Below are 25454 nucleotides of genomic sequence, written 5' to 3'. Positions count from 1 at the left end.
TGGCCGACGGACGCCCTTTGCGTGGCTCCTTCGTCGCCACTCCAAGGTCGCCGCTGTGCTCAGCGTTAAGTTGCCATGATGGATCGAGCATGAAGTTAAAGAAGTTGAGATTGATTCCAGAGGTGGCCCAGCTCTACTCTCATTTAGAAAGTGACTTTGAGAAGGAGATATACACTGCTGCACTCAGAAATTATTGCAGCATGGGTAATCCGATTAGGTTTAATAATTTTGCCTTCGTGATTCGAGAGCTTCTAACTAAAGTGGTTGATAGGCTGGCGCCAACGGAAGATGTCAAAAAAGCCAAGTGGTACTCAAAGGAAAGTGAAGATTATGAAGTTACGCGCAAGCAGCAGCTAAAATTCTGTGCGCAAGGATATTTTGTTGACACTGTTCTTCCTGACTGGGTAGGAGAGGAAGTCGATGAATTCATAAAGGAATACGTAAAGCTTTACAGAAAGCTCAATCAATACACTCATATAAGCGAAAAATACAAAGGGTTGTCTCCACAAAAATCTTTTTCGTTTTTGAAAGATCTTGCGGTTACTTTTTCTGCAATACTTTCCACACTCTCCGATATAAAGAGTCATATTACAGAAGAAATAGAGAGGGAGATTCATGATGTTGTCTTCGACAAGCTCATGTTTGAATCGCATGAGGCACTTATAGAGTTATCTGGTCAGACAATCGTGGAAGGTATAAACATAGAAGGGTACTGGCTTTCACGGGTGGAGCCGGAATTCATTATCTTTGAAGGCGAAGGTTGCGTAGAGTGTGAATTAAATTACGGGTCTAAACATGACGGCGTATCAATGAGTCATGATGTTCCTTTTTCTTTTTGCCTTGTTTCCAAAATAGAAAAAGTAGAAGAACTTTATTTTTACGAACAAGGTATGTACTTGGACAACAGAAGTTTCTATGAGTAGCAGATTAACAAGCGCGTCAATTAGGACGCTCGCAAGCTCGCGCCTATTACGCAGGCGTTGTGGAGGAAAACTAGAATGATCATTGCCATTACCAAGTTTCGGTTGCCGAAGCCCGTTAGTCGTGAAGAAGCAAGAGAGATCTTCCTAAGCACAGCACCCAAGTATCAAGGCGCATCTGGTCTCCTCCGTAAGCATTACGTTATGTGGGAAGATGGGAGTACGGTCGGTGGAGTTTATCTCTGGAACTCTTGTTCTGAGGCGGAGGCCATGTACACAGAAAGTTGGAAGGCTTTCGTCCGAGGGAAGTACGGCACAGAGCCGTCAGTCACGTATCTTGACAATCCCATCACTGTTGACAACATCTCTGAAGAGATTCTCTCCAATGGGTAGCCTGATGTACTTCGTAGCTAACTTTTTTGTCGAATGCAATGCCTAACCCTTCCATCGCGCGGATAGCTTGCAGCGAGGTTGAACAGGTTTGGCCTGCTTGCAGCTGACGCTCATGTCGAACGTTAGCTCTTAAAGGAGAGTCAGCCATGACCTTATCGACGATCCTTTTGTTCGTACCAGCGAGCTTTGCTTTAAATATAGCTCCTGGACCGAATAACCTTCTTTCAATGGCGAATGCGAAATGTTATGGGGTTAAGGTGGCCTGCTGTGCTGGCATTGGTCGGCTTGTTGCTTTTGTGGGTATGATTACTCTTGCAGCTACTGGCTTGGCAACAGTGCTGCATAAGTCTGAGAAGTTATTCCTGGCTATAAAGGTAGTCGGCGGATTGTACCTGCTTTGGCTGGCTTTCCAGCTTTGGACTGCAGACCCAACTGACGGCGGGGTAGGCTCATCGGCGGGTAAAGGGCTGCTTCAACTGGCGAGACAGGAGTTTCTTTTAGCGGCTGGTAACCCAAAGGCCATTTTGATTTTTACGGCCTTTCTGCCTCAATTTGTCGATCCTTCAGGTTCAATAGGGCTTCAGTTCTTGATCTTGGGTGCTCTGTTTCTGATGCTTGAATGGATCGCTATAGGTACCTACGCCGTTTTCGGAAAGGTGTTGCGCCACTGGTTTTCTCGTCCGGCAATGCGTCAATTGTTCAATAGGATCTGTGCTGGGTTTCTTGGAAGCGCGGGGATTGGGCTGCTACTGGCTCGTCGTGAGTGAACTAGCCAGCCGCGTCAGGCAGACGTCCCGTCCCTGACAGATCGTCACTTCGCTTTATAAGGCCAAGGCCACCGGCGGTGCCATATGGAGAACGAATTGCTCATTAGTGAAGCCATTGAACTGCAACTGCTCGACAAGAAGCACGTGGATGAGCTGTTTCAGCTCGTGGATACGAATCGAGAGCACCTGCGGGAGTGGTTGCCCTGGATTGATGCGAACACGTCTCCAACGGATACCGAATCCTTCGTTAACTCGGCTATCAGCCAGCGTGAAGCCGGCAAGGGGCCGCAGTATGCGGTTTTCCATAAGGCGACCATGTGTGGCGTGTGCGGGTTTCACCCCTTCGATGTTACGAACAAGATCGGTGGCATCGGGTATTGGTTAAGTCAGGCTTATACGGGTAAAGGGATCATGACCTCGTCGGTGAAGGCGCTGATCGGCACGGGCTTTCAGGAGTACGGCTTGAATCGAATCGAGGTGGCATGCGCCACGGACAATGGAAGCAGCCGTGCCATCCCAGAGCGCTTGGGCTTTACGCTTGAAGGGGTGCTTCGTGAGCGCGAGTACCTATACGGCAGGTATGTCGATCATGCCATCTACTCGATGCTGGCATCGGAATTCTCGCTTGATGAAGCGCAGCACCTGACAAGCCGCCGTGCATAGCGTTATCCCCCACACCTTTCCCTCCTCAAGCCAAGGGGGCGCCACGTGTTGTTGAGGCGACAAAAGCCTCCCAATCCCTTCCACCCCCACCCACCCGGCAATTCTCCGTTTAGCCCCACCTTTCAGCCACTTACCGGCACGTTAGCCGAAAGTCGAGCGCCCGCCGAGCGAAAAGATAGTGATTGGGGGTTGAAAGTCTTTATGCGAATCATTTACATTCACTATCATAGCGATCAGCGAGGTGATGGAATGTACGTGTGCATATGCCGAGGCGTGACCGACAATGCCATTCGCGAGGCCGTTGAAGACGGCGCGCGTAGCTGGCGTGAAGTGCGCGAGCGCACCGAGTGTGCGACTCAGTGTGGCCGCTGCGCCTGCACGGCCAAGGCCATCACGCGTGATGCCATCACCCAGGAAATGATGCCGAGCGAGGATCTCGCCTACGCCGTCTAGGCGCTTTTCAGTCGAGAAGCGAGACCTGCCTTGGGCAAGCAAGCTGCATCGCGCGCTGCCGTTTTTCCGCGCCGCCATCCTGTTGGATGGCGGCGTTTTCGTGTCCGGGCGGGGCGTTGCGGCGTGCGTGGGGCGAGAGCGGAGTGGCAATCGTTCTCGCCTGTTATTTCCAATCCTTAACAAATGCGCCGTTTTCGCGGCAAGATCCTGTCTTTATTCGACTTTTTCGGCGAAATAGTCGATACTCCCTGTATCCCATGACGGCGATGGCGAGCTATGATTCGCGAATCGCCATCGCCGTACAACCACATTAATCTGCAAGGGAGACGTGACGATGAAAGGTGATGCCAAGGTCGTTCAGCACCTCAACACCGCACTGGGCAATGAGCTGGTCGCCATCAACCAGTACTTCTTGCATGCCAAGATGTACAAGGACTGGGGACTGGCCAAGCTGGCCAAGTGGGAATACGACGAATCCATCGAAGAGATGCGCCATGCCGACGAGCTGATCGAGCGCATCCTGTTCCTCGAGGGCATTCCCAACCTGCAGGATCTGGGCAAGCTGCACATCGGCGAGAACACCAAGGAAATGCTCGAGTGCGATCTCGCCATCGAGAAGACCGGCTGGCAGGACCTGGTCGACGCCATCGCCTATTGCGAGGAAGTGCGCGACTACGTCAGCCGTGACCTGTTCCGCCGCATCCTCAACGATGAAGAAGAACACATCGACACGATCGAGACCGAACTCGGCCTGATCGACAAGGTAGGTATCCAGAACTACCTGCAGCAGCAGATGAGCGCCGACGACGAGTGATCGCGTCGCTGCCATGCCGATACCAGATGCCCGCCAATTGGCGGGCATCTTGCGTTACGACGGGGGGCGCGGGGCGGGGGCTCAGCCCAGGTCGTTGACCAGCAGGGCCTCGACGGCGGCGACGCGCTCGGCCAGGGTGGCCTCGTCGGGTGCGAGAACCGTGACATGGCCGATCTTGCGGCCGGGGCGCGGGGCCTTGTCGTAGTCGTGCAGGCGTGCGCCGGCGACACTGAGCACGGCGTCGCGGTCGGGGAAGGCGCCGATGATGTTGAGCATGGCGCAGGGCACGAGGCGTGTCGTGTCGCCCAGCGGCAGCCCGGCGACGGCGCGCAGGTGATTCTCGAACTGGCTGGTCGTCGCGCCTTCGATGCTCCAGTGCCCGGAGTTGTGCACGCGGGGGGCGATTTCGTTGGCGAGCAGCTCGCCGTCGCGGGTGACGAAGAACTCGAAGGCCATGACCCCGACGTACTCCAGCGCGTCGAGCACGCGGGTGGCGTAGTCGGCGGCGCGGGCGTACAGCGGGTGGTCGGGCTGCGGCTCGGCACGATGCAGGATGCCCTGGCGGTGCTCGTTGCGTGACAGCGGCCACACCCGCACCTCGCCGTCGCGGCCGCGCACGGCGATGGCCGAGACTTCATGATCGAAGTCGATGAAGCCTTCCAGGATCAAGGGCACGTCACCCAGCTCGGCGACGCTGCCGGGCACGTAGTCGGCGCTGCGCAGCACCTTCTGGCCCTTGCCGTCGTAGCCCAGGGTGCGCGTCTTGAGCACCGCCGGCAGGCCGATCTCGGCCACCGCGCGGTCCAGATCTTCCTGGCTCTCGATCAGCGCGATGGGGGCAATGGCGATGTCCAGCGACTGGAACAGCGATTTCTCGGCGCCACGGTCGCGCGCGGTTTCCAGTGCCTTGGCCGGCGGGAAGGCCGGGCGCTGCTCGGCGAGCTGCGTCAGCGCCATGGTCGAGACGTTCTCGAACTCGAAGGTGATCACGTCGCTGGCTTCGATGAGTGCCTGGTGCGCTTCTTCGTCGTCCCAATCGGCGCAGAGGTGCACGCCCTGCGAGGCGGCGCACGCCTGGGTCGAGGGATCGAGGAAGGTGAAGCGCATGTCCAGCGGCGCCCCCGCTTGGGCCAGCATCCGGCCCAATTGGCCGCCGCCCACGATACCGATATGCATGCTCATGTCTCCTGGGAGTCGGTGGGGCGAGGGTCGGGCGCGTCGAGCACTTTTTGCGTCTGCTCGGCGCGGTAGGCTTCCAGCGCTTCGCGGATCGCCGGGTACTTGTTGCCCAGCATGGCGGCGGCGAGCAGGGCGGCGTTGATGGCGCCGGCTCGGCCGATGGCCAGGGTGCCGGTGGGAATGCCCGCCGGCATCTGCACGATGGAGAGCAGCGAGTCGACCCCGCTGAGCATGCTCGACTGCACGGGCACCCCGAGCACCGGCAGGGGCGTCTTGGCGGCGGCCATCCCGGGCAGATGCGCGGCACCGCCGGCACCGGCGATGATGACTTCCAGGCCGCGATCGGCAGCGCCGGCGGCGTAGTCGAACAGCAGATCCGGCGTGCGGTGCGCCGAGACGACCTTGACCTCGTGCTCGATGCCGAGTGCCTCGAGCGTGTCGACGGTATGGCACAAGGTCGCCCAGTCGGACTTCGAGCCCATGATGACACCAACCAGTGCGCTCATGCTTTCTCCCCTTCGTGTGTGTGGCAACGCCGTTGTGGCAACGTCGTGGCGTCGCGCGAAACGAGAAGCGCGGCATTATAGCATCAGCGCCCTCGCTCAGCGACGCACGCCGCTCAGCGGAAGGCGGCCTCGAGCTCGAAGCGCGCGACCGGTTCGCCGGCGACCTCGACGGTCTCGCAGAACATCGTCAGGGGGCGTACCCAGAGGCCGTAGTCGCCGTAGAGCGCGCGATAGACCACCAGCGGTTCCTCGGTCTCGCTGTGGTGGGCGACGCCCAGCACTTCGTAGCTGGCGCCCTTGTAATGACGGTAGATGCCGGGCACCGGGCGGGTGTCGTGGCTCATGAGGAGGTCTCCGTGGAAGGGGTGGGGGCGGCCTCGCGTGCGGCTCGGGCGGCGAGCCGTGCCAGCGTACGCGAGGCGGCCACGAAACCGAAGCTGCCGGTGACGAAGGTCGCCGCGCCGAAGCCGGAGGCGCAGTCGAGGCGGGTGGCCTCGCCGTCGCCGGGCTTCTGCCGGCAGACCTCGCCGTCGGCGCCGGGGTAGACCAGCTGCTCGTCGGAGTACACGCATTCGACGCCGAAGCGCCGCTTGGGATTGCGCGAGAAGCCGAAGTCACGGCGCAGGCGCGCGCGTACCTTGGCGAGCAGCGGGTCGTGCTCGGTGCGCGTCAGGTCGGCGACGCGGATCCGCGTGGGGTCGGTCTGGCCGCCCGCCGCGCCGGTGACGGTCAGGCCGATCTTGCGGCGCTTGCACCAGGCGATCAACGCGCTCTTGGCGACGACGCTGTCGATGGCGTCGATGACGTGATCGGCGTCCTCGGGCAGGCGCTCGGCGAGGTTGGTCGGCGTCACGAAGGCGGTGTCCGCATGCACGGTGATCCCGGGCTGAATGGCACGGCAACGCTCGGCCAGCACCTCGACCTTGGGCCGGCCGATGGTGCCGTCCAGCGCATGCAGCTGGCGGTTGACGTTGGACACGCAGACATCGTCGAGGTCGATCAGCGTCAGGGTGCCGACGCCTGCGCGGGCCAGGGCCTCCACGGCCCAGCTGCCCACGCCGCCCACGCCGATGACCACCACGTGGGCGCGGCGGAAGAACGCGGCGGCCTGGGCGCCGTACAGTCGGCGGATGCCGCCGAAGCGGAAATCGTAATCGTCTTGCATGTGATCGTTCCTCGTTACCGGTCGTGGCCGGGTGACAACAACGCGGCGGGGCGTTCTGCGTGCCAGGCGACGCGGGCCGCCGGGGCGTGGCCCTGCCAGCCGAAGCGCGCGAACAGCGCCTGCATGTCGTCGGCCAGGGGCGCATCGAGCTGCAGCGTGCGTGCCTGCTCGGGGTGCCAGACCGTCATGCCCACGGCCGCGAGCAGCAGGCGCGGGCTGTCCAGTCGCTCGCGGAAGAAGCGATTGTGGGCGCCCTTGCCATGCTTGGCGTCGCCGATGATCGGATAGCCACGCCGCGCCAGGTGGCGGCGAATCTGATGCCGCCGCCCGGTCCATGGCCGGGCCTCCATCAAGGAATAGCGTACCTGGGGATAACGGTCGATGCGCACCGGCAGTTCGACGCTGTCCAGGCGGCGCACGGCCGTCCAGGCTTCGAGTTCGGGCATTTCCGCCTTGGGCCGCGAGCCATCTTCCTCGCGCAGGCCGTAATCGAGCAGGTCCTGCTCCGGGCCGACGCCGCGGACCACCGCCAGGTAGCGCTTGTGCACGCGGTGCGCGGTGAATTCCTCGCCCAGCGCCTGGGCCATCTCCGGGTCGAGGGCGAACAGCAGAAGCCCCGAGGTCGGCCGGTCGAGCCGGTGGACCGGATAGACGTGGCGCCCCAGTTGGTTGCGCAGGGTCTGCAGGGCGAACACCCGCGCGTCACGGGCGATCGGACTGCGGTGAACGAGCATTCCCGACGGTTTTTGCACGGCAACCATGCGCTCGTCCTGATAAAGTACGGGCAATTCCAACGACATGAGGGGAACCTTCGGCCAGCTCGAAGGGCGCCTATTGTCGACCTTGCCACATAGGATGTACAGCCGATGATCCTGGGTGTCGTCACGGGCCTGCTGGGGGCCTTGTGCCAGGCGATTTATTATTTCGTGGCCGCCTACGTGGGCAGCCGTTACACGCTTTCCACGCGGGCCATGCTGGTGTTTTCCCACCTGCTGATGGGCGGTGCCTCGTTGCTGGGGGTGGCGCTGCTGCTGCCGGGCAGCGGCGCGCGCCTGGAGGCGGTGTGGATGCCGCTGCTGGCGATGAACGTGTGCTACCTCGGGGGCCAGGCGGCGCTGTTTCGCGCGCTGCGGCGCGACGTGGCATCGCGGGTCTCGCCGCTGCTGGGGCTCAAGGTCGTGCTGCTGGCCGGCGTGACGGCGCTGGCGGCGGAGGAGACGTTGAGCGTTCTGCAGTGGACGGCGGTGATCCTGTGCGGCGGCGCGGCGCTGGCCATGAGCCTGGCGGGCGGACGGCTCAAGCCCTCGGCGGCGGGATGGATCCTGCTCGCGGTGGCCGGTTATTCGGGCTGCGACCTGGGCGTGGTCGCGCTGACCCGCGGCATCGAGGTGCCGGGCCTGCATGGGGCGTTGCTGTCGGTGTTCCTGGCGTATAGCGTGGCTGGGCTGCTGGTGGCCCCGGTGGGCATCGGGCTGTCCAGGCGCCAGTGGCGCAAGGCCTTCAAGACATGGCCGGTGGCGAGCGCCTGGCTGGTTTCGATGCTGCTGATGTTCATCGCCTTCAGCATTCTGGGCGCGGTCCATGGCAACATCATCCAGTCGTCGCGGGGCATCCTGTCGATCGCCCTGGCGCTGCTCGCCACGCGGTTGGGGCTGGGGCTCGCCGACCCGCTCAAGCGCGGCCGGGTGTTCTATCAGCGCCTGGCGTGCGCGGTGGTGATGGCGGGTGCGATCGTGTTATTTCAGTTGGGTTGAACCTCACATCCACTTCTTGAGCTCACAACCACTTTCTCGAACCACAGATCACGAGGTAGGCATGAGCGAACATCAGGGACCGCATCTCGTCGTCCTCACAGGGGCAGGGATCAGCGCCGAAAGCGGCCTGAAGACGTTTCGCGACGGCGACGGGCTGTGGGAAAACCATCGCGTGCAGGATGTCGCCACGCCCGAGGCCTTTGCCCGCGACCCCGAAACCGTGCTGCGCTTCTACGACGCGCGTCGCGAGCAAACGCGCCAGGCGACGCCCAACGCCGCGCATCGCGCGCTGGCCGAACTGGAGCAGGCCGGGTTTCAGGTCAGCGTGATCACGCAGAACATCGATGACCTGCACGAGCGTGCGGGGTCCCGCGATGTCCTGCATCTGCACGGCGAGATCCTCATGTCCCGCTCGAGCGCCGACCCCAACCTGCGTTATCCGGTGGGGCGCAAGGGCATCCGCCTGGGGGATCTATGCGACAAGGGCAGCCAGCTGCGGCCGGACGTGGTGTGGTTCGGCGAGCCGGTGCCGCGCTACGCCCAGGCATGCGAGATCGTCGCCGAGGCGGATCTGGTACTGGTGGTCGGCACTTCGCTGGCGGTGATGCCGGCGGCGATGCTGCTCGATCAGGCCCCCATCGAGGCGCCCTGCCTGCTCGTCGACCCCCAGGCGGAATCGCTCGTGCCGCGTGGCGTGCGCGCCATTTCGCAGCTCGCGAGCCAGGGCGTGCCGCCGCTGGTCGAGCATTGGCGCCAGGCCGGGGCGCTCTGGGTGCCGGACTGGGTCTGAGTGGAATACAATCGTCGCCCCGATGTTCAATACCAGCTTCAACACACCCTCGACACAACAAGGTGCTCGAGCACCGACGAGACACGCTAGGACACATACATGTCGATTTTCGAACGCATCAACCGCTTGTTTCCCGTCTGGGCCATCCTGCTGGCGGTCATCGCCGCCTTTGCGCCCGAGTTCTTCACCGGCCTGGCCGGTTACATCAAGACGCTGCTGGTGATCATCATGTTCGCCATGGGGCTGACGCTCACCAAGGAGGACTTCGTCCGGGTGGTGAAGACACCCAAGCCGATCGCGGTGGGCGTCTTGCTGCAGTTCCTGGTCATGCCGCTGGCGGCGCTGCTGGTCTCGCGGGTGCTGGGCCTGTCGCCCGAGCTGACCATCGGCATGGTGCTGGTCGGCGCCACGGCGGGCGGCACCTCGTCCAACGTGATGACCTGGCTGGCCGGCGGCCATGTAGCGCTGTCGGTGTCGATGACCATGGTCTCGACCCTGATCTCGGTGGTCGCCACGCCGCTGATCACCTTGCTGCTGCTGGGCCAGAGCATCGACGTGCCGGTACTCGGTATGCTGCTGAGCATCGCCCAACTGGTGGTCGCGCCCATCGTGCTGGGGGTGGTGATCCATCATCTGCTGGGCACGCATATCCAGCGCGTGGAGCCGGCGCTGGCGACGCTGGCCATGGCGGCCATCGTGCTGATCATCGCCATCGTGGTGGCGCTCAATGCCGGTCGCTTGAGCACCCTGGGGCCGGTCGTCGCGCTGGCGGTCATCGCCCACAACGGCATCGGCCTGGCCGCGGGCTACGGCCTGGCGCGGGCGCTGCGTTTCGACACGCGCACCGCGCGCACCATCGCCTTCGAGGTCGGTCTGCAGAACTCCGGGCTGGCGGTGACCCTGGCCAATCAGTTCTTCACCGCAGGCGCGGCGCTGCCCGGAGCGCTGTTCTCGGTGTGGCACAACGTGTCCGGCTCGCTGCTGGCGGGGTACTGGAAGCGTCGCCATGTGTCGAACGCGCCGCCGGCGGCCTCGACATCACGTGGATGAACGCCCGGCCGGGCATGCTAGAATGCCCGGCCTTCTCGACCCAGCCTGATACCTCATGCATGAATCCCACGATGCACCGGCCGATACCGCCACGCTGGTTCCCGATGAAGACGCGCCGCCGCGCAAGCCGTTCAACGCGCGTGGCAGCTTCGTCTCGCGTTGCCCGGAGTGCCGGTTGCCCAGGCTCAACTGCCTGTGTCCGTACCGTGTCACGGCCGAGAGCCGCGTGCGCTTCTGGCTGTTGACGCACCCGCTCGAGCATTACAAGCCCACCAATACCGGCCGCTTGATCGGCGACATCCTGCCTGACACCCAGGTCTTCACCTGGTACCGCACCGAGCCGGACCCGCGACTGCTGGCGCTGCTCGATGACGCGCGCTTCGCGCCGTTCATCATCTTTCCCGACGATCAGGCCGACTACGCCGAGCGCGTGGTGGGGCCCGATGCCGTCGAGGAGGCGCTCGCGGCCTCACGCATTCCGGTGTTCCTCCTGCTCGACGGTACCTGGCGTCAGGCCCGGCGCATCTTCCGTCGCAGCCCCTACCTCGACCGCCTGCCGGTGCTGCCGCTCAAGACCCGGCGCCTGTCGCGCTATCGACTGCGCAAGGCGGCCTCCAGCGAGCATCTGTGCACCGCCGAGGTCGCCGTCGAGCTACTTCGCCTCAGCGGTGACCTCGATGCCTCTGGCGCACTCGACGACTACTTCGAAGTCTTCAATGAAAGCTACGCCTCCAGCCGTCGCCACCATCAGATCGAAGCCCCGACCGCCGCGATGCGGCGCTTGCTCGCGCGACGCTAATCGGCGTCATTGAAGGACGTCACGTGGTCGGTTTCGCTTGGCGGCGTCTAGACTGGGAATATCGTCCCGATTCAGGAGAGCGACGTGTCCTATCGCGTGTCCATGCAAGAGCCGACCGAGGCGAGCGTTCAGCGTATCGCCATCCAGCAGATCGAACACGCCCAGGCGGCGCTACGCGATCGCGAGGCGGACCCGGTCACCGCCATTCATGCACTGCGCCAGCGCTGCAAGAAGCTGCGGGCGCTGTTGCGCCTGGTGCGTCCGGCGCTGGGCGAAAAGCGCTACCGCCGTGAGAATCGGCGCTTTCGCGACCTGGCGCGTCGCGTGGCCGGGAATCGCGACGATCAGGTGCTCGTCGAGACGTTCGAGCACCTGATGAGCCTGCACGAGGCGGAACTCGACCGTCGTCGTTACACGGCGATTCGCCGCAAGCTGGTGGTGCGCCGTGATGCCACGCTTGCGGGTGACGATACCCCGGACTGGGAGGGGTTGGCATCGGCGTTGTCCGAGGCGCGCGAGGCGGTCGCCGACTGGACGCTGGCAGCGCAGGGCTATGCCGCCGTGTCGGGCGGCTGGTCGGCCAGCTATGCCCAGGCCCGCGATGCGCTGGGCGCGGCACGGCGCCTGCCTTCCACCGCCACGCTGCACGAATGGCGCAAGCGCGTGAAGTATCACCGTCATCAATGCGAGTTGCTGCGCCCGCTGTGGCCGGCCGCGTTCAAGATGCGCGCGCAACAGGCCCACCGGCTTTCCGACCTGCTGGGGGAGGACCACGACCTCGCGATGCTCACCATCGCCCTCGACGCCGAGGACATGCAGCGCGTCGATTCCGCGCGACGCGAGGCCCTGCATGAGCTCGTCGAACGCCGACGGGAGGTCCTGCAGGGCAAGGCCGAGACGCTCGGGCGTCGGCTGTTCGCGGAATCGCCGAAAGCACTGAACAAGCGCGTCGCACGCTACTGGAAGATCGCGCGCGCCTGAACGGCGTGGCATGGCGAAGGCGTCGAAGGGAGACGTATGCCCGGACGTCGAACATCACGATTTGCCGTCTACCACCAAGGTCGGTAGGGTGCGCCCCTCACTCGATGACCGGAACCAAGACCAGATGACTCAAGACAATACGAGTGCCACGCGCTCGGGTATTCGCTATGGCGACCCGACGGTGCTGGGGCTGACGATTGGCTTTATCGTGTTATTCGTGGCGTTCTCGCTGACCGATCCCGAGGGCATGACGGCGGTGATCGGTGCCGGGTTCGCCTGGACGGCGAAGACGCTGGGTGCCTATTTCCAGCTGTTGCTGCTGCTGACCTTCCTGATCGCGGTGGGCGTGGCAGCTTCGCCGGCGGGCCGTGCGCGCATCGGCAATCGCGAGCGGCCGGACATGGGCACCTTCAAGTGGGTGTCGATCATCCTGTGCACCCTGCTGGCCGGGGGCGGTGTGTTCTTTGCCGCCGGTGAGCCGGTCTATCATTTCGTGGTCACGCCGCCCGCCTTTTCCAGCGAGGCGGGCACGCCGGCAGCAGTTCCCAATGCACTGGCGCAGTCCTTCATGCACTGGGGCTTTCTGGCCTGGGCGGTGCTCGGCACCCTGGCGGCCATCGTGCTGTCGCATCACCATTACGACCGTGGCCTGCCGCTGCAGCCGCGTACCCTGCTGGCGCCGTTGCTGGGCGAGGCGCGCATGCGCGGCGTGTTCGGCGGCGTGGTGGATGCGGTCTGCGTCATCGCCGTGGTCGCCGGTACCGTGGGCCCCATCGGCTTTCTGGCGACCCAGATGAGCTTCGGCCTGCATACGCTGTTCGGCGTGGCCGAGGGCTACGGCACGCAACTGGTAATCCTGCTCGTGCTGGGCGGTGTCTATGTGACCTCGGCGATCACCGGGGTCGACCGGGGCATCCAGATGCTGAGCCGTTTCAATGTCATGCTGGCATTGGCGATCGGCGCCACGATCCTGCTTCTGGGGCCGACGCAGTTCCTGTTCGATAGCTGGTTCCAGGGCTTCGGGACCTATGTGGGCTCGTTCTTCGACATGGCCACCATGACCTCGCAGACCGCGCCGGACTGGTGGATGAAGTGGTGGACGGTGTTCTTCTTCGCCTGGTTCATCGGCTATGCGCCGCTGATGGCGATCTTCGTGGCGCGTATCTCGCGGGGACGCACCATTCGCCAGATGGTCGTGGCCGTGGCGGTGATGGCGCCCCTGGCGACCTCCGTGTGGTTCACGCTGCTGGGCGGCTCGGGCATCTTCTACCAGATGAGCGGTGCCATCGATCTCGGCGAAGCGCTCAACAACTTCCAGTTCGATGTTGCCACGCTGACGGTGGCGCAGGCACTGCCGGGCGGAAAGCTGATGGCGCTGGCGGTACTGGTGCTGACGACGATCTTCGTGGCCACCACCGGCGACTCCATGAGCTATGCGATTTCCGTGGTCAACGCCGGTCATGACGAGCCGCAACCCGCACTGCGCGCGTTCTGGGGCGTGGCCATGGCGCTGATGGCGGCGATCCTGCTGTACATGGGGGCAGGACAGATCGGCGTGCTGCAGCAGTTCATCGTGATCACGGCGATCCCGGTCTCGCTGGTGCTGCTGCCCTCGCTGTGGCTGGGGCCGCGCGCCGCGCAGGCCATGGCCAGGCGTCAGGGGGTCGTCGCCTCGTAATCGACGGCGATGCCGTGCATGTCTTGCATGCAAAGCGCCCCGGCATATCGCATGCCGGGGCGCTTGTCGTTGGGCGCAGGGTTTTACTCGCTGGCCCCGGCCATTCGTCGATCATCTGAGTGGGTGATGCGAACGATGTGAATGGCACATGATCGACGACTTTGTCTTCTTTTGCGGTGCGGGGCGTGCCCGAAGTTGAAATTTCGATTTGCCGTGTTCGACGAAGGTCGGTAGTGTGCGCGCCTCACGCGACGATCGGAACTGGACATTGACGACTCAAAACGAGGCGAGCGCCACGCGCTCGGGCACGCATTTTGGCGACCCGACGGTGATGGGGCTGTCGATCGGCTTCATCATCCTTTTTGTGGCGTTTTCGTTGATCGACGCCGACGCAATGACCGCGGCGATCAGCGTGGGGTTCGCCTGGACGGCGAAGAATCTGGGGGCCTATTTCCAACTGCTGCTGCTGTTGAACTTGTTCATCGCCGTGGGCGTGGCGGTATCGCCTGCGGGGCGCGCGCGCATCGGCGATCGGCAACGCCCGGACATGGGCACCTTCAAGTGGGTGTCGATCATCTTGTGCACGCTGCTGGGCGGAGGCGGTGTCTTCTTTGCTGCCGGCGAACCTATCTACCATTTCGTGGTCACGCCGCCGGCATTTTCCAGTGAGCCAGGTACGCCGGCAGCCGTGCCCAATGCGCTGGCACAGTCCTTCATGCACTGGGGGTTTCATGCCTGGGCGGTGCTCGGCACCCTGGCGGCCATCGTGCTGTCGCATCATCACTATGATCGCGGTTTGCCGCTACAGCCGCGCACGCTGCTGGCGCCGTTGCTGGGCGAGGCGCGCATGCGCGGCGTTCTGGGCGGGGTGGTGGATGCGGTCTGCGTCATCGCCGTGGTCGCCGGTACCGTGGGGCCCATCGGCTTTCTGGCGACCCAGATGAACTTCGGCCTGCATACGCTGTTCGGCGTGACCGAGGGCTATGGCACCCAGTTGATGATCCTCGTCGTACTGGGCGGGCTCTATGTGAGTTCGGCGATCACCGGCGTCGATCGTGGCATCCAGATGCTGAGCCGTTTCAATGTCATGCTGGCATTGGGTATTGGCGCCGTGATCCTGCTCTTCGGATCCACCCAGTTTCTGTTCGATAGCTGGTTCCAGGGGTTCGGCACCTATCTGGGATCGTTCTTCGAGATGGCCACCATGACCTCGCAGGCCGCGCCGGACTGGTGGATGAAGTGGTGGACGGTATTCTTCTTCGCCTGGTTCATCGGCTATGCGCCATTGATGGCGATCTTCGTGGCGCGTATCTCGCGAGGGCGCACCATTCGTCAGCTGGTCGTCGCCGTGGCCTTGCTCGCTCCCGTGGCCACCTCGTTGTGGTTCACTCTGCTGGGCGGCTCGGGCATCTTCTACCAGATGAGCGGTGCCATCGATCTCGGCGAGGCGCTCAACGACTTCCAGTTCGATGTCGCCACGCTGGCGGTGGCGCAGGCACTGCCGGGCGGTAAATTGATGGCGCTGGCGGTGCTGGTGCTGACCACGATCTTCGTGGCCACCACCGGCGACTCCATGAGCTACGCGGTTTCCGTGGTCAATGCCGGGCACGACGACCCCCAGCCGGCGCTGCGCGCATTCTGGGGCGTGGCCATGGCGTTGATGGCGGCGGTTCTACTCTACATGGGGGCCGGGCAGATCGGCGTGCTGCAGCAATTCATCGTGATCACGGCGTTCCCCGTGTCGCTGGTGCTGCTGCCCACGCTATGGCTGGGGCCGCGCGCCGCGCAGGCCATGGCCAGGCGTCAGGGAATCGTCACCTCGTAATCGACGGCGATGCCTTGCATGCAAAAGCGCCCCGGCATATCGCATGCCGGGGCGCTTGTCGTTGCGGACGAGGCCCCATTTGGATCAGGCCTCGTGTGGATCGGACGCGGTGACTGGCAGGTCATTCGCCGGCGGCGAGCCACTCGTCGATGAGGTCCTGATTGTCCTCGATCCAGGTCTCGGCCCCTTCCACCGGGTCGCCGGCCTGTTCGATCTCGGCCATCAGGCCGCCCAGGCTGTCATCGTCCATGTGCCAGGCGTTGAGCACCTCGGTGAGCCAGGGATCGTCCTCGGTGAAGCCCGGGCGCGAGAACCAGTAGATGGTTTCGTTGTCGCCGTAGACGTTCTTGGGATCCTCGAGGTACTTGAGGTCGTACTCGGCAAAGGCCCAGTGCGGGCTCCACAGCGTCACGACGATCGGCTCTTCCTGCTGGTAGGCCGCATCCAGCGCGGCCATCATCGCCGGCCCGGAGCTGTTGACCTGTTCCATGGGGAGGTCGTACGCGTCGATGGCCTCGTCGGTCAGACCGGCGATCGCCGAGCCGGAGTCGATGCCCAGAATGCTGGGGCTGCCCTGGTAGCCGTATTCCTCGGCTTGCTCCTTGAGTTCGGGAATGGTGTCGATGTCGGCATAGCTCGGCACCACCAGGCCTAGCCCGGTGCCTTCGTACCAGGCGCCGTTGATTTCGAGCTGATCCTTGTAGGGCTCGAGATAGCGCGCATCGGTGTTGGGGAGCCAGATTTCGAGCGAGATGTCGAAGTCGCTGTTGGCAAGGCCGCTGTAGAGGGCGTTCTTGCTGACATCGGAGAGTTCGACATCGTAGTCGTACCGATTCTCGAGGATGAGCTTCCACATGTTGGCGACCGCGATGTTCTCGGCCCAGTTGTTGGTGCCGATCACCAGCGTCTTGTCCTCGGCTTGGGCGGTCGTGGCGGCCGTGAAGATTGCCGCGGCGGCCAGGGAGCACAAAGTCGTTTTCATGTTGTCATTCCTCGTTGGGTGGTGGGAAAAGCAAGCGTCTATACAGCATGGCCCGGTCAGGGTGGCGACGTTGTCGTCGCATCGTTCGGTCGCCGAGGGACGTCCGGCGGTGCCGATTCCGTGTCAGTCTCGTGCAGCGGGGGCGCGTTCCAGCCCCTGGAATTCGACGAAGGCCTGCATGCGCTGCCATAGCCGGTCGCCGTAGACATAGCCGCCGTCGCCATCGGCGTTCGGGGCCTCGATGGTGGCCTCGACCGCGGGCTCGAAGAAAAACGGAATCGAGTGTCGCGACCGTGTGCCGCCGACGATGCGGTGTTCCGTGGCCTGGATCCGCCCGCCGGACCAGTCCGACAGCAGGCGGCCGAAATTGACCACCAGGGCATTGTCGCGCGGTGCGACGTCTTCCCAGTCGCCGTCGGGCGTTTGCACTTGCAGGCCGCCGACGCGGTCCTGCCAGAGCAGGGTGATGAAGCCGTTGTCGCAATGCGGCACGCCGACCATCCTGCGCCGGGCATCGCCCTGGCCATCGACGGCCGGCATGCTGGCCAGTGTCTCGGCGGGACGCTCCGGGTAATGAATCAAGCGTAGCGTTGAATTGCCGTTTTCGAAGGGCTGCATGAGCGTGTTGCGCGGCATGCCGAGGCCTTCGGCCAGCGCTGCGGCGATCACGCCGCCCAAGGATTCCATCGCCGTGTAATAGGCGGCGACATCGTCCGACCAGCCCGGCAGGGACGCTGCCGGCGGCTGCGGCGTGGGCTCGCGCAGCGGGTCGCCGCTCGCCGCGTCGGCGCGCTCGGGATGAGCGACATCCGCGCCGAGGTCGATGCCTTCCTTCCAGGTCGGGTCCTCGTTCTGCGGCGGAAAATAGCCGCGATACACATTGCCGTTGGCCGGTTCGAACTTGTGCCGCGCCAGGCGTTGCTTGGCGGCGGCATCGAGCTCGAAAAAGCGCAGCAGCCGTGCATGGATGTCGTCGGGCAGAGCCAGTTGCCCCGGCGCGATGCCCACGGTCATGAAGCCGGAACGGCAGGCGGCATCGACGATGGCCGCGACGCTATCGGCGTGCGCGGGATCGTCGCTGCCGGCGCCTTCGAGAAGTGGCGTGAGATCGATATGCGGGATCGATGTCTGGGTCATGGCGTTCGCTTCTGTCGGGATGAGACGACTGGCCCTCAGTCGGCCAGCAGCCGCGTATCGAGTGGATAGTCGGAAAGCAATTCGACCTGGCCATCGTCGCGGATGTAAAGCTGCTCCTCGAGCTTGACGCCTTCGCCGCCGGCCTCGTGGCCGATATAGCTTTCCACGCAAAGCGTCATGCCGGGTTGCATGATGCCGTCGTAGCCCTTGTCGTCGATGTCCTCGCGGTGAACGATATACGGATACTCGCCGGTCATGCCGACCCCATGCGCCAGCGCGAAATAGCGGCGCGCCTTGTAGGGTTGGGGAATCTGCCAGGCCTTCTCGGCGTATTCCTTGAACGACATGCCCGGCGCGATCAGGGCCATGTTGGTGCGTACCTGATCGAAGGCCATGCGATACAACTCGCGCTGGGTGGACGACGCCTGGCCGTCGCCGCACAGGAAGGTTCGCGAGAAATCGGCGTAGTAACCATAACGGCCGACCACGTCGGTATCCAGCGCGACCAGCTCGCCGGCCTGCATCGCTCTATTGGAGCACTCCTGGAACCAGGGGTTGGTGCGCGGCCCGGAATTCATCAGCCGGGTTTCGACGTAGTCCGCATCGGTGGCGATGATGTGCTGGTGCAGCTGCGACCAGCCCTCGTTCTCCGTGGCGCCGGGGCGAATCGCCGCTTCCAGCTTGCGGACCCCGTCCTCGACCGCGCGCAGCGAGCTGCGCACCATCTTGATCTCGTTGGGGACCTTGATCGCCCGCGCCCGCTCCAGCGGGATCTGGGCATCGCAGATCTGCCAGCCGCGTTCGACCAGCGCGAAGGCGGCATGCGAGGTGGCGCTTTCGATGGCCACCTTGTCGCCTTTTTGTCCGCCGCATCGGCGTACCAGTTCGTCGATCTCGTCCGCCCACGCCTCGGTGGTCTGCTGAAGGTTGTCTTCACAGAAATAATAGGAGATCGCCGTCGCCGGGCGTGTCTCGTCGATGCCCGGCAGCCCTTCGGTCAAGTGACTGCAGCCGGAGAACTCGAACATCACCACCGGGCCCTCGGCCGGCACGAAGGCGTAACGCGCCGGGTTGCGCGCCGAGTAGACCTGCATGTTGCGGGCGCCGGTCGCGTAGCGCACATGGGTCGGGTCGAACAGCACGGCGGCGACGATATCGCGTTTCTTCAGTTCGGCCCGGGTGCGGGCCAGGCGGTCGAGCAGAATCTGGCGGCTCTCGGCCTGAGTGGGCTCGCACTCGGCGGGTTCGTGCGTCGGCGCCAGGATATCGGTGCCTTCCAGCAGGGAAGGCAGCGTGGATGACAAGCGGGTCATGGTCGTCGGTCCCGTCATGGAAATTGAATCAGCCCGTTCCAGGCATTTCGATCAGTCGAGCAGCCCGTCGGCGCGAACTTCACGGCGCTTTTCCGCCTCGATGTGGGCTTCCGAGACCCGGCCGTAGAGCTGGCGAGTGCGCTCGAGACGACCCACCACGCCCGGCTGTTGCGAGTAGGCGAAGATCGCGGTGTGACGCTCGCGCTGGCCGCCGACGCGTGTCACGCGGTGCAGCGAGTAACGGCCCTTGAAGAGCTGCAGGTCGCCGGGGCGCAGCAGCAGGGTGCGGGGCGTGGTGGTGTCCTCGCCGCGGATCACCGCGCCGACGCCGGCATAGTTCTCGCCCGCCGGGGTGCGGATGTTGGGGCAATACTGGAACTCGCCGCCGGTTTCCGGGGCATCGGTCATCATCGTGACGATGTATTCGTTGGTGTCGTAGTGCCAGGGCTGCTCGGTGCCCGGCGGAAGCACGTTCTGCACCAGGCCGGCGAACGGGTCGGCATACTCGTAGACCTCGTCCTCCTGCAGGCACTCGGCCACCAGACGCTTCATCGCCGGCGAGACGTAAAGCTGCTGGATCACCGTATCGGCGGGGATCATGTCGCGGGTCACGAAGCCGCTGGTGCGCTCCATGAAATGCCGCCGAGGGTCGCTCGCGGGGAGGCTTTCGTCGTCGCTGGTGAACCAGGCGTTGACGCGACAGCTGGAGTAATAGCTCTTGGTCGAGAGTTCACGCCCCTCGTCGCGGGCCTGCTCCAATGCCTCGGGGCGCAGGAAGCCGCGCAGCACGGCGCAGCCTTCGCGGTCCAGGTCCTCGCGCACCCGGGCGATCTCGGCCTGAAGGCGCGGGTCGTCGACGTCATGCAGCGGATAGCGGTCGGTGTCGACCAGTTCGCTCAGGTCGGTGCGCTCGGCATCGGCGAGCCGGCGCTGGGTCGGCTTGGCGTCGACGGCGGGGTCGATCGCGGCAGCGGTCGTCGGCATGGCAGGTGTCCTCTCGATCAGCAAGGTGTCGGGTGACAGGACGTTGCCGCCGTGAAGGTTGGGCGGCCTGTCGATGTCCTCTATGCTGGACAGAACTCTCCCATCAGTAAAACGAGTCATTTCAATGGCAGCCATCGGGAATACCGATAGTACGGCGCTGGCCGCGCTGGACAGCGATCTGCTGCTGGCCTTCGTCACCGTGGCCGACAGCGGCGGTTTCACCGCCGCGGCGCGTTACCTGCACAAGACGCAGTCGACCATCAGCCTGCGCATCAGCACGCTCGAGTCGCGCCTCGGCACCTTGCTGATCGAGCGTGGCAGCCGTCGACTCACGTTGACCGGCGATGGCGAGACCTTCCTCGTCTACGCACGGCGCCTGCTGCAGCTGCAGCGCGAGGCGATCGCGGCGCTGGGGCGCTCCCAGCCGGTGACGCTGCGCTTCGGCATCCCCGAGGACTATGCCGATACCTGGTTGCCGGCATTGCTCGAACGCTTCGGCGCCCGGCATCCCGACGTTCATGTGCATATCCACTGCCGCATGTCGACGGAACTGCTGGAACAATTGGAGAAAGGCTCGCTGGATATCGTGCTGGCGGTGCAGCACGCCGCGGACAGTGGAGGGCGGCCCGTGGCCACGGAGGACGTGGTCTGGGCGGCGCATCGGCGTTTTGCGCTCGACCCCGGGCGGCCGATTCCGCTGGCGCTGTTCCCGGAGCAGTGCATTTACCGGCGCCGGGCGCTGGCCGCGCTGGCCGGCATCGGTCGCGACTGGCAACTCGACTCCACCAGTCAGAGTCCGAGCGGTTTGCGCGTCATCGTCAATCAGGGCCAGACACTGACCGTGACCGACCGTCGCTCGTTACCCGAGGACTGGCAAGCGCTGGGGGAAGAGGAGGGCCTGCCGTCGCTGCCCCCCGCCGTGATCGAAGTACACCGTTCCCCGAGCCTGACGCACCCCGCCTTCGACGATTTCGTCGCGCTGATCGACGAGGTGCTGGAAGAGAGCGGCGTGGCGGAGTGAAAGGTCAGGAGCGGCGGGAAATCGAGAGGCAGCGGTTCATGTCGCAGCCTTGCTCGATGGTATCGCTCGGATCGCCTTACGCCACCCTGGGGCGGATACCTTCGAGGCGACTGTGCCGCCGGGCTTCTTCCAGGTCAAAGGCGTTCTGCAACCGCAGCCAATAGCCCGGGCTGGTGCCGAAGTAGATCGACAGTCGCAGATCCGTGTCCGCCGTGATCGATCTTGCCCCGCGCGTGATTTCACCGATACGCGTGGCAGGCACACCGATAGCCGTCGCTAGGGCATTCTTGGTCAAGCCCAACGGGCCGATAAAATCCTCCAGCAGAATCTCACCGGGATGAATGTTGGGGAGCCGTTCTTCAGTCATGGTTTTACCTCCCTCAGTGGTAATCGATGATTTCGACATCATGAGCGTTGCCGCTCTCGAACCGAAAACAAATTCGCCACTGATCGTTGATACGAATGCTGTATTGTCCCTCGCGATTACCTTGCAGCGCTTCCAAACGGTTACCTGGGGGAATGCGTAGGTCGTCGAGTTGAGCAGCGGCATCCAATTGGCGCAGCTTTTTCAAGGCGGTGCGTTGCATGTCGTGTGGAAGCTTTCGAGCGACCTTGCCAGCTGCAATGGTGGCAGTTTGTTTATCCTTGAAGCTTTTGATCACGCCAGCCTCCTTTTTTTCAAAATATAACGCATAGCAGCATATGACGCAATGCGTTATATTTGGTCGAAGAGATCATCAAGGCTAGCGACGTATGGCGTAACGCTCGGCCAGGTATTGCGCCTGGCGGTAACGTGAGGCCTGCAGCTCGGCCATGTCGGCGACGACGTGGTCGTGGATGGCGGCTGGGGCTGTTTCGCATCAAACGGCGGTGCGGGAGCATATTCGAGAATCAGTTGAGCACGCTGAGTGGTCTCGTCATCGGTTAACTCTGCGATGACGGTCAGCGCGAAATCGATTCCGGCGGTGACACCGCCGCCTGTGATGATCTCGTCATCGCGCACTACACGTGCCGGGTCCGGGATAGTACCGAACAATGGCAGCATGTCGCGCCACGCCCAGTGACAGGCGGCTCGTCTTCCGTGGAGCAGACCCGCCGCTCCCAGAATCAATGAGCCGGTGCATACTGAGGTCACGAACTTTGCGGTGCCGGCCAAGTGTCGAATGGCGTGGATAAAACGGATGTCCTCGGCCGCATCGAGGCAGCCCAGGCCACCGGGAACGCAGAGAACGTCGCAAGCCGCGATCTCTGTCAGGTCGTCCAGGTTGGAAAACGTCAATCCCTGAGCGTCGACGGGGGCTCCGCCAATGGATGCGATCACTACATCGATTTGCGGCGAACGAGAGAAGAATTGATGAGGCCCGGTGAAATCCAGGTGCGTTACGCCGGGGTAGATCGGTATGACGAGTATTGCGTCGGATCATTGTCATCCCTGATGACTGCCCTGCAGTGCTAGCCTTGCATCGATCTCCCGGCTTAAGCTTGGCGTTTCGCCAACGCCAACCACCCGGCCAGGCTAACCATTAGCGAGCCGCTGATACCATCCAGCCAGCGTTGCCGGCTCAGGCTGATGCGGCCGCGCCCGAGTAGATGTCCCGCGCCGGCATAGAGCAGCGCGCAAACGAACTCGATCAAGATATAAGCCAGCCCCGCCAGCATGATGGCCGGTGCGAACGACACGCTATCGGCATGCAAAAACTGCGGCAGGAAGAGCGCAAACAGCACATATGCCTTGGGGTTGGAGAATGCGACCAGCGCTTCCCGGCGTAGCAGCGGCCAGGTCTGCGCAGTCTCGATGCCCTCGCTCGGGCTTACCGCTTTAGGTCGCCAAGCCGTGAGCAATGACCTCACTCCGAGATATGACAGATACGCCACGCCAATCCACTTGAGCACGCTGAAGAACATCGCGGAGGTTGCCAGCCAATGCCCGAGCCCCACCGCGACACCGACCACCATCAAGGCGAACGCTGCGAAGCGTCCGCAGGCCGCCGTCATGGCAGGCGCGACACCGACATGGAAACCATTGGAAAGCGATAAGAGCTGATTGGCGCCAGGCGTTAAAGCCATGACTATGGACGCACCGATCAGGAGCGGCCAGTCGATGGAGGTAACCGCACCCAGGAACGCCTGTGTCATGACCACGATGACCAGCGCCATCAGGCCACTGCAGAATAATGGGACGCGGATCATGGTCACTCCTTCCTTGGTGGAAAACCGTCAGTGGCTCTCGGACATCGTTTATTCCGTCGGGGCCCGTTACTGCTTAGCAGCCGGCCAACCGAAGCACAAATGGATTAGCGGCGTTATAGGCGCTTCGAGGACCAGCGCTTCTGCCGTGGCCTCGTCGCGGAAGCCGGCGACGAGCACGCTACCCAGCTCCTCGGCAGTTGCTTGCAACTGAATGTTCTGAGCTGCGGCGCCTGCCTCGATCCAAGCATAGCGTTGGCCGCGTGATCCATAGGGTGGTTGATCGGCGAATGTTTGGGTTGCGGCTCCCATGTCGGCACAGATCGTGATAATGCCGGCCGCCTGGCCGATCCAAGGTTGCTCCTCGAGTGCCGCGTGCTGGAGTGCATATCGTACGTCGTGGTCGAGGTACGTTTCCAACCTGCAGCTTTCGGGGTCGAAGATGTAGGCCGCCGCGTCCAGGCCGCGAATGCGCCCGGCTATCGCTAATAGCTTGAGAGAGTAGAGAGAACTCGCCGAAGGCACGCTGCGTTTGCCATCGGCATGGGTGATCCCCTGCGCGGCCCTTAGCAGTCTGTCGAGGAGTGCGCGAGGAACCGTTTGCGGGCTGAAATCACGACAGCTATAACGCGAACGGATGGTGTGCTCGAACGAGGCCACATTTCTCTCCTTGGTTTGCATGGATTAGGCGGTGCGTAGCTCTGCCCGAGGATGATGCCGACAGTTCGGGTCATCCAAGACAGGTCGTCGGGTATGGCCGATCGCCGTGCCAAGAGATGCTTGCGGGCTCAGACCTGCTCGGTCAGTTCTTGAAAGCATCCCTTGCCTTGCCGCTTGGCTCGGTAGAGGGATTGATCCGCCTGCGCGACCAGACGCTCCAGGCGGTTGCGATCCATGCCTCGCCAATTCTGACAATGCACGAGTCCGATGCTCAGTCCTATTCCCGGATAGGTACGCCCGATGTCGGCAGTGGTATCGATGAGTCGTTGTGCAACGGTGCGACTTGCCTCGGGGCTGATACCTGGTAGCAAGATCACGAATTCATCACCGCCCCAGCGTGCGAGGATGTCGTCACTTCTCAATGCCTCGCTCATTGCACTGGCAATGTCGCGAAGGAGATCATCGCCGATCATGTGGCCGTAGGTGTCGTTGACGTGCTTGAAACCGTCTAGGTCCGAAAAGAGCAGGCTGACGGGAAGTGGCACGCGCCCTGGCCCACGGATCGTCAGGGCCTCGCGGAACCAGCCTTCCCGGTTGAACAGCTCGGTCAGCGGGTCGAGGATGGCTTGCCGCTGGCTGTGATACTCCCCGAGCAGGGCCTGGGTCGACATGTCGTAAAGGGAATGGATCATCATGTGCAGCCCCATCCAGAAGAAGGGGCCCTGCAGCACGAATACCCAGAACCAGGGCTCAGGCTGGAAGGGAACCGCGAGTTTGAGAGGCAGGTCCAGCAGCAGGACTTGCAACATGGCATAACGGGGAGTCCCGTGAGAGAAAGCGGCTGCGGCCGATGCCAGTGCGACCATGGATGGGATGGCCAATACTTGTAGTACCGGATCGCCGCTGAGCAGGCAAAGCGCGGTTCCCAGCCCGGTCGTGGTACTCCAGAGCAGATTGGCCAGATAGATCTGATCGGCGGGTGTGACGATACGCCAGCGCCATTGCCGCTTGACATGGTAATGTAGCCCGGCGCGGTAACCCGAGATCGCGAGCGTGGCCAGAAACCAGAGCCAGAATAGCGGTGCCGGATGACGGGAGAGGGCGATGAGCGTCAGTACGAGTACCGTGAGCGTCCCGGACCACATGACGGATGTCTGGGTGTTGGGGCCCAGCAGCAGGCGCTGTTGAATATTCAAGGGCAAGCGGCTGTCGCAGAGCAACCAGTACATGAAGCGCCAGCGCGGAATTGAGTAGGCGTTGTGGTGCATGTAAAGCTTGTCTGGCATATGGGCGGCCCTCATCGATCAAACGTCCTTGCGTGGCGACGGGGCTGGCGCATGCTGCAAAACGTCGCCGCTTTTGTTCTCAGGGCTGAGCGTGCCTGTGTTGCGTGCGAGACTCCAATGATTTTATTGGCAAGGAACGCGGTTTCG

General features: G+C 63.1%; 28 protein-coding genes. 13 read left to right on the top strand and 15 right to left on the bottom strand.

Annotated features, from left to right (window positions below; genetic code table 11):
* Window positions 1-89: 89 nt before the first annotated feature.
* The 5 genes from CSAL_RS14695 (at window position 90) to bfr (ending at window position 4010) form a co-directional block, all read left to right on the top strand.
* Window positions 90-923 carry a pPIWI-associating nuclease domain-containing protein gene (locus CSAL_RS14695; protein ID WP_050934548.1) on the top strand — a complete coding sequence of 278 codons (834 nt, stop codon included), beginning with the start codon at window positions 90-92 and terminating at the stop codon, window positions 921-923.
* A gap of 536 nt (window positions 924-1459) precedes the next feature.
* Window positions 1460-2080 carry a LysE family translocator gene (locus CSAL_RS14685; protein WP_011508194.1) on the top strand — a complete coding sequence of 207 codons (621 nt, stop codon included), beginning with the start codon at window positions 1460-1462 and terminating at the stop codon, window positions 2078-2080.
* 84 nt (window positions 2081-2164) lie between these two features.
* The gene (locus CSAL_RS14680) at window positions 2165-2743 is read left to right on the top strand and encodes a GNAT family N-acetyltransferase (protein WP_011508193.1); all 579 of its coding nucleotides are present in this window, start codon (window positions 2165-2167) and stop codon (window positions 2741-2743) included.
* Window positions 2744-2992: 249 nt separating this feature from the next.
* The gene (locus CSAL_RS14675) at window positions 2993-3196 is read left to right on the top strand and encodes a (2Fe-2S)-binding protein (RefSeq protein ID WP_011508192.1); all 204 of its coding nucleotides are present in this window, start codon (window positions 2993-2995) and stop codon (window positions 3194-3196) included.
* 334 nt (window positions 3197-3530) lie between these two features.
* Entirely contained in the window at window positions 3531-4010 is a 480-nt protein-coding gene (gene bfr, locus CSAL_RS14670) for a bacterioferritin (RefSeq protein WP_011508191.1), read from the top strand.
* Between the two features lie 81 nt (window positions 4011-4091).
* Here the strand turns inward: bfr and CSAL_RS14665 are convergent, their stop codons facing one another.
* The 5 genes from CSAL_RS14665 to CSAL_RS14645 form a co-directional block, all read right to left on the bottom strand.
* Window positions 4092-5186: a 5-(carboxyamino)imidazole ribonucleotide synthase gene (locus tag CSAL_RS14665; protein WP_011508190.1), complete on the bottom strand. Its 1095-nt coding sequence runs from the start codon at window positions 5184-5186 to the stop codon at window positions 4092-4094.
* Window positions 5187-5188: 2 nt separating this feature from the next.
* Entirely contained in the window at window positions 5189-5695 is a 507-nt protein-coding gene (gene purE / locus CSAL_RS14660; protein ID WP_011508189.1) for a 5-(carboxyamino)imidazole ribonucleotide mutase, read from the bottom strand.
* A 113-nt stretch (window positions 5696-5808) separates the two neighbouring features.
* Window positions 5809-6039, bottom strand: a complete 231-nt coding sequence (locus CSAL_RS14655; RefSeq protein ID WP_011508188.1) for a DUF1653 domain-containing protein — start codon at window positions 6037-6039, stop codon at window positions 5809-5811.
* A complete protein-coding gene (gene tcdA / locus CSAL_RS14650; RefSeq protein WP_011508187.1) occupies window positions 6036-6860 on the bottom strand; it encodes a tRNA cyclic N6-threonylcarbamoyladenosine(37) synthase TcdA in 825 nt (274 codons plus the stop codon). The genes CSAL_RS14655 and tcdA overlap by 4 nt, the downstream gene beginning before the upstream one ends.
* Before the next feature lie 14 nt (window positions 6861-6874).
* Window positions 6875-7660, bottom strand: a complete 786-nt coding sequence (locus tag CSAL_RS14645) for a tRNA pseudouridine(65) synthase TruC (protein WP_011508186.1) — start codon at window positions 7658-7660, stop codon at window positions 6875-6877.
* Between the two features lie 66 nt (window positions 7661-7726).
* Here CSAL_RS14645 and CSAL_RS17510 point away from each other — a divergent pair, with 66 nt between their 5' ends.
* From CSAL_RS17510 to CSAL_RS14610, 7 genes are all read left to right on the top strand, one after another.
* Window positions 7727-8614, top strand: coding sequence for an EamA family transporter (locus CSAL_RS17510; protein ID WP_011508185.1), 888 nt, complete (start codon window positions 7727-7729; stop codon window positions 8612-8614).
* 61 nt (window positions 8615-8675) lie between these two features.
* The gene (locus CSAL_RS14635; RefSeq protein WP_011508184.1) at window positions 8676-9404 is read left to right on the top strand and encodes an SIR2 family NAD-dependent protein deacylase; all 729 of its coding nucleotides are present in this window, start codon (window positions 8676-8678) and stop codon (window positions 9402-9404) included.
* Between the two features lie 99 nt (window positions 9405-9503).
* Complete coding sequence (locus tag CSAL_RS14630) at window positions 9504-10454, top strand: bile acid:sodium symporter family protein (RefSeq protein WP_011508183.1); 951 nt, start codon at window positions 9504-9506, stop codon at window positions 10452-10454.
* Between the two features lie 55 nt (window positions 10455-10509).
* Window positions 10510-11253: a tRNA-uridine aminocarboxypropyltransferase gene (locus CSAL_RS14625; protein WP_011508182.1), complete on the top strand. Its 744-nt coding sequence runs from the start codon at window positions 10510-10512 to the stop codon at window positions 11251-11253.
* Window positions 11254-11337: 84 nt separating this feature from the next.
* Window positions 11338-12234 carry a CHAD domain-containing protein gene (locus CSAL_RS14620; RefSeq protein WP_011508181.1) on the top strand — a complete coding sequence of 299 codons (897 nt, stop codon included), beginning with the start codon at window positions 11338-11340 and terminating at the stop codon, window positions 12232-12234.
* Between the two features lie 124 nt (window positions 12235-12358).
* Window positions 12359-13912: a BCCT family transporter gene (locus tag CSAL_RS14615; RefSeq protein WP_043558623.1), complete on the top strand. Its 1554-nt coding sequence runs from the start codon at window positions 12359-12361 to the stop codon at window positions 13910-13912.
* A 331-nt stretch (window positions 13913-14243) separates the two neighbouring features.
* Window positions 14244-15737 (top strand): BCCT family transporter, encoded by a 1494-nt coding sequence (locus CSAL_RS14610; RefSeq protein ID WP_083831140.1) that lies wholly within the window; start codon window positions 14244-14246, stop codon window positions 15735-15737.
* A 121-nt stretch (window positions 15738-15858) separates the two neighbouring features.
* Here the strand turns inward: CSAL_RS14610 and CSAL_RS14605 are convergent, their stop codons facing one another.
* The 4 genes from CSAL_RS14605 to CSAL_RS14590 all read right to left on the bottom strand — a co-directional run bounded on the left by CSAL_RS14605 (window position 15859) and on the right by CSAL_RS14590 (window position 20153).
* A complete protein-coding gene (locus CSAL_RS14605) occupies window positions 15859-16719 on the bottom strand; it encodes a glycine betaine ABC transporter substrate-binding protein (RefSeq protein WP_011508178.1) in 861 nt (286 codons plus the stop codon).
* 123 nt (window positions 16720-16842) lie between these two features.
* The gene (locus CSAL_RS14600) at window positions 16843-17856 is read right to left on the bottom strand and encodes an isopenicillin N synthase family dioxygenase (RefSeq protein WP_011508177.1); all 1014 of its coding nucleotides are present in this window, start codon (window positions 17854-17856) and stop codon (window positions 16843-16845) included.
* A gap of 35 nt (window positions 17857-17891) precedes the next feature.
* A complete protein-coding gene (locus tag CSAL_RS14595; protein ID WP_011508176.1) occupies window positions 17892-19169 on the bottom strand; it encodes a M24 family metallopeptidase in 1278 nt (425 codons plus the stop codon).
* A gap of 51 nt (window positions 19170-19220) precedes the next feature.
* Complete coding sequence (locus tag CSAL_RS14590) at window positions 19221-20153, bottom strand: HalD/BesD family halogenase (RefSeq protein ID WP_011508175.1); 933 nt, start codon at window positions 20151-20153, stop codon at window positions 19221-19223.
* Window positions 20154-20277: 124 nt separating this feature from the next.
* Here CSAL_RS14590 and CSAL_RS14585 point away from each other — a divergent pair, with 124 nt between their 5' ends.
* The gene (locus CSAL_RS14585) at window positions 20278-21174 is read left to right on the top strand and encodes a LysR family transcriptional regulator (protein ID WP_043558621.1); all 897 of its coding nucleotides are present in this window, start codon (window positions 20278-20280) and stop codon (window positions 21172-21174) included.
* Between the two features lie 76 nt (window positions 21175-21250).
* On the opposite strand, the gene CSAL_RS14580 is transcribed toward CSAL_RS14585, so the two are convergent.
* The 6 genes from CSAL_RS14580 to CSAL_RS14555 form a co-directional block, all read right to left on the bottom strand.
* Entirely contained in the window at window positions 21251-21541 is a 291-nt protein-coding gene (locus CSAL_RS14580) for a HigA family addiction module antitoxin (RefSeq protein WP_011508173.1), read from the bottom strand.
* A gap of 13 nt (window positions 21542-21554) precedes the next feature.
* A complete protein-coding gene (locus CSAL_RS14575; RefSeq protein ID WP_011508172.1) occupies window positions 21555-21836 on the bottom strand; it encodes a type II toxin-antitoxin system RelE/ParE family toxin in 282 nt (93 codons plus the stop codon).
* A 53-nt stretch (window positions 21837-21889) separates the two neighbouring features.
* Entirely contained in the window at window positions 21890-22570 is a 681-nt protein-coding gene (locus CSAL_RS14570) for a DJ-1/PfpI family protein (RefSeq protein ID WP_370599268.1), read from the bottom strand.
* Between the two features lie 80 nt (window positions 22571-22650).
* Complete coding sequence (locus CSAL_RS14565; protein WP_011508170.1) at window positions 22651-23364, bottom strand: LysE family translocator; 714 nt, start codon at window positions 23362-23364, stop codon at window positions 22651-22653.
* Between the two features lie 66 nt (window positions 23365-23430).
* On the bottom strand, window positions 23431-24021 hold the full coding sequence (locus CSAL_RS14560; RefSeq protein ID WP_050934547.1) for a SagB/ThcOx family dehydrogenase: 591 nt from the start codon (window positions 24019-24021) through the stop codon (window positions 23431-23433).
* A 128-nt stretch (window positions 24022-24149) separates the two neighbouring features.
* Window positions 24150-25307 carry a GGDEF domain-containing protein gene (locus tag CSAL_RS14555; RefSeq protein WP_011508168.1) on the bottom strand — a complete coding sequence of 386 codons (1158 nt, stop codon included), beginning with the start codon at window positions 25305-25307 and terminating at the stop codon, window positions 24150-24152.
* Window positions 25308-25454: the final 147 nt, after the last annotated feature.

The sequence above is a fragment of the Chromohalobacter israelensis DSM 3043 genome (assembly GCF_000055785.1).
GTDB lineage: Bacteria > Pseudomonadota > Gammaproteobacteria > Pseudomonadales > Halomonadaceae > Chromohalobacter > Chromohalobacter israelensis.
Note: the sequence above shows the minus strand (reverse complement) of the source record. Positions and strands in the feature narration are given on the sequence as shown.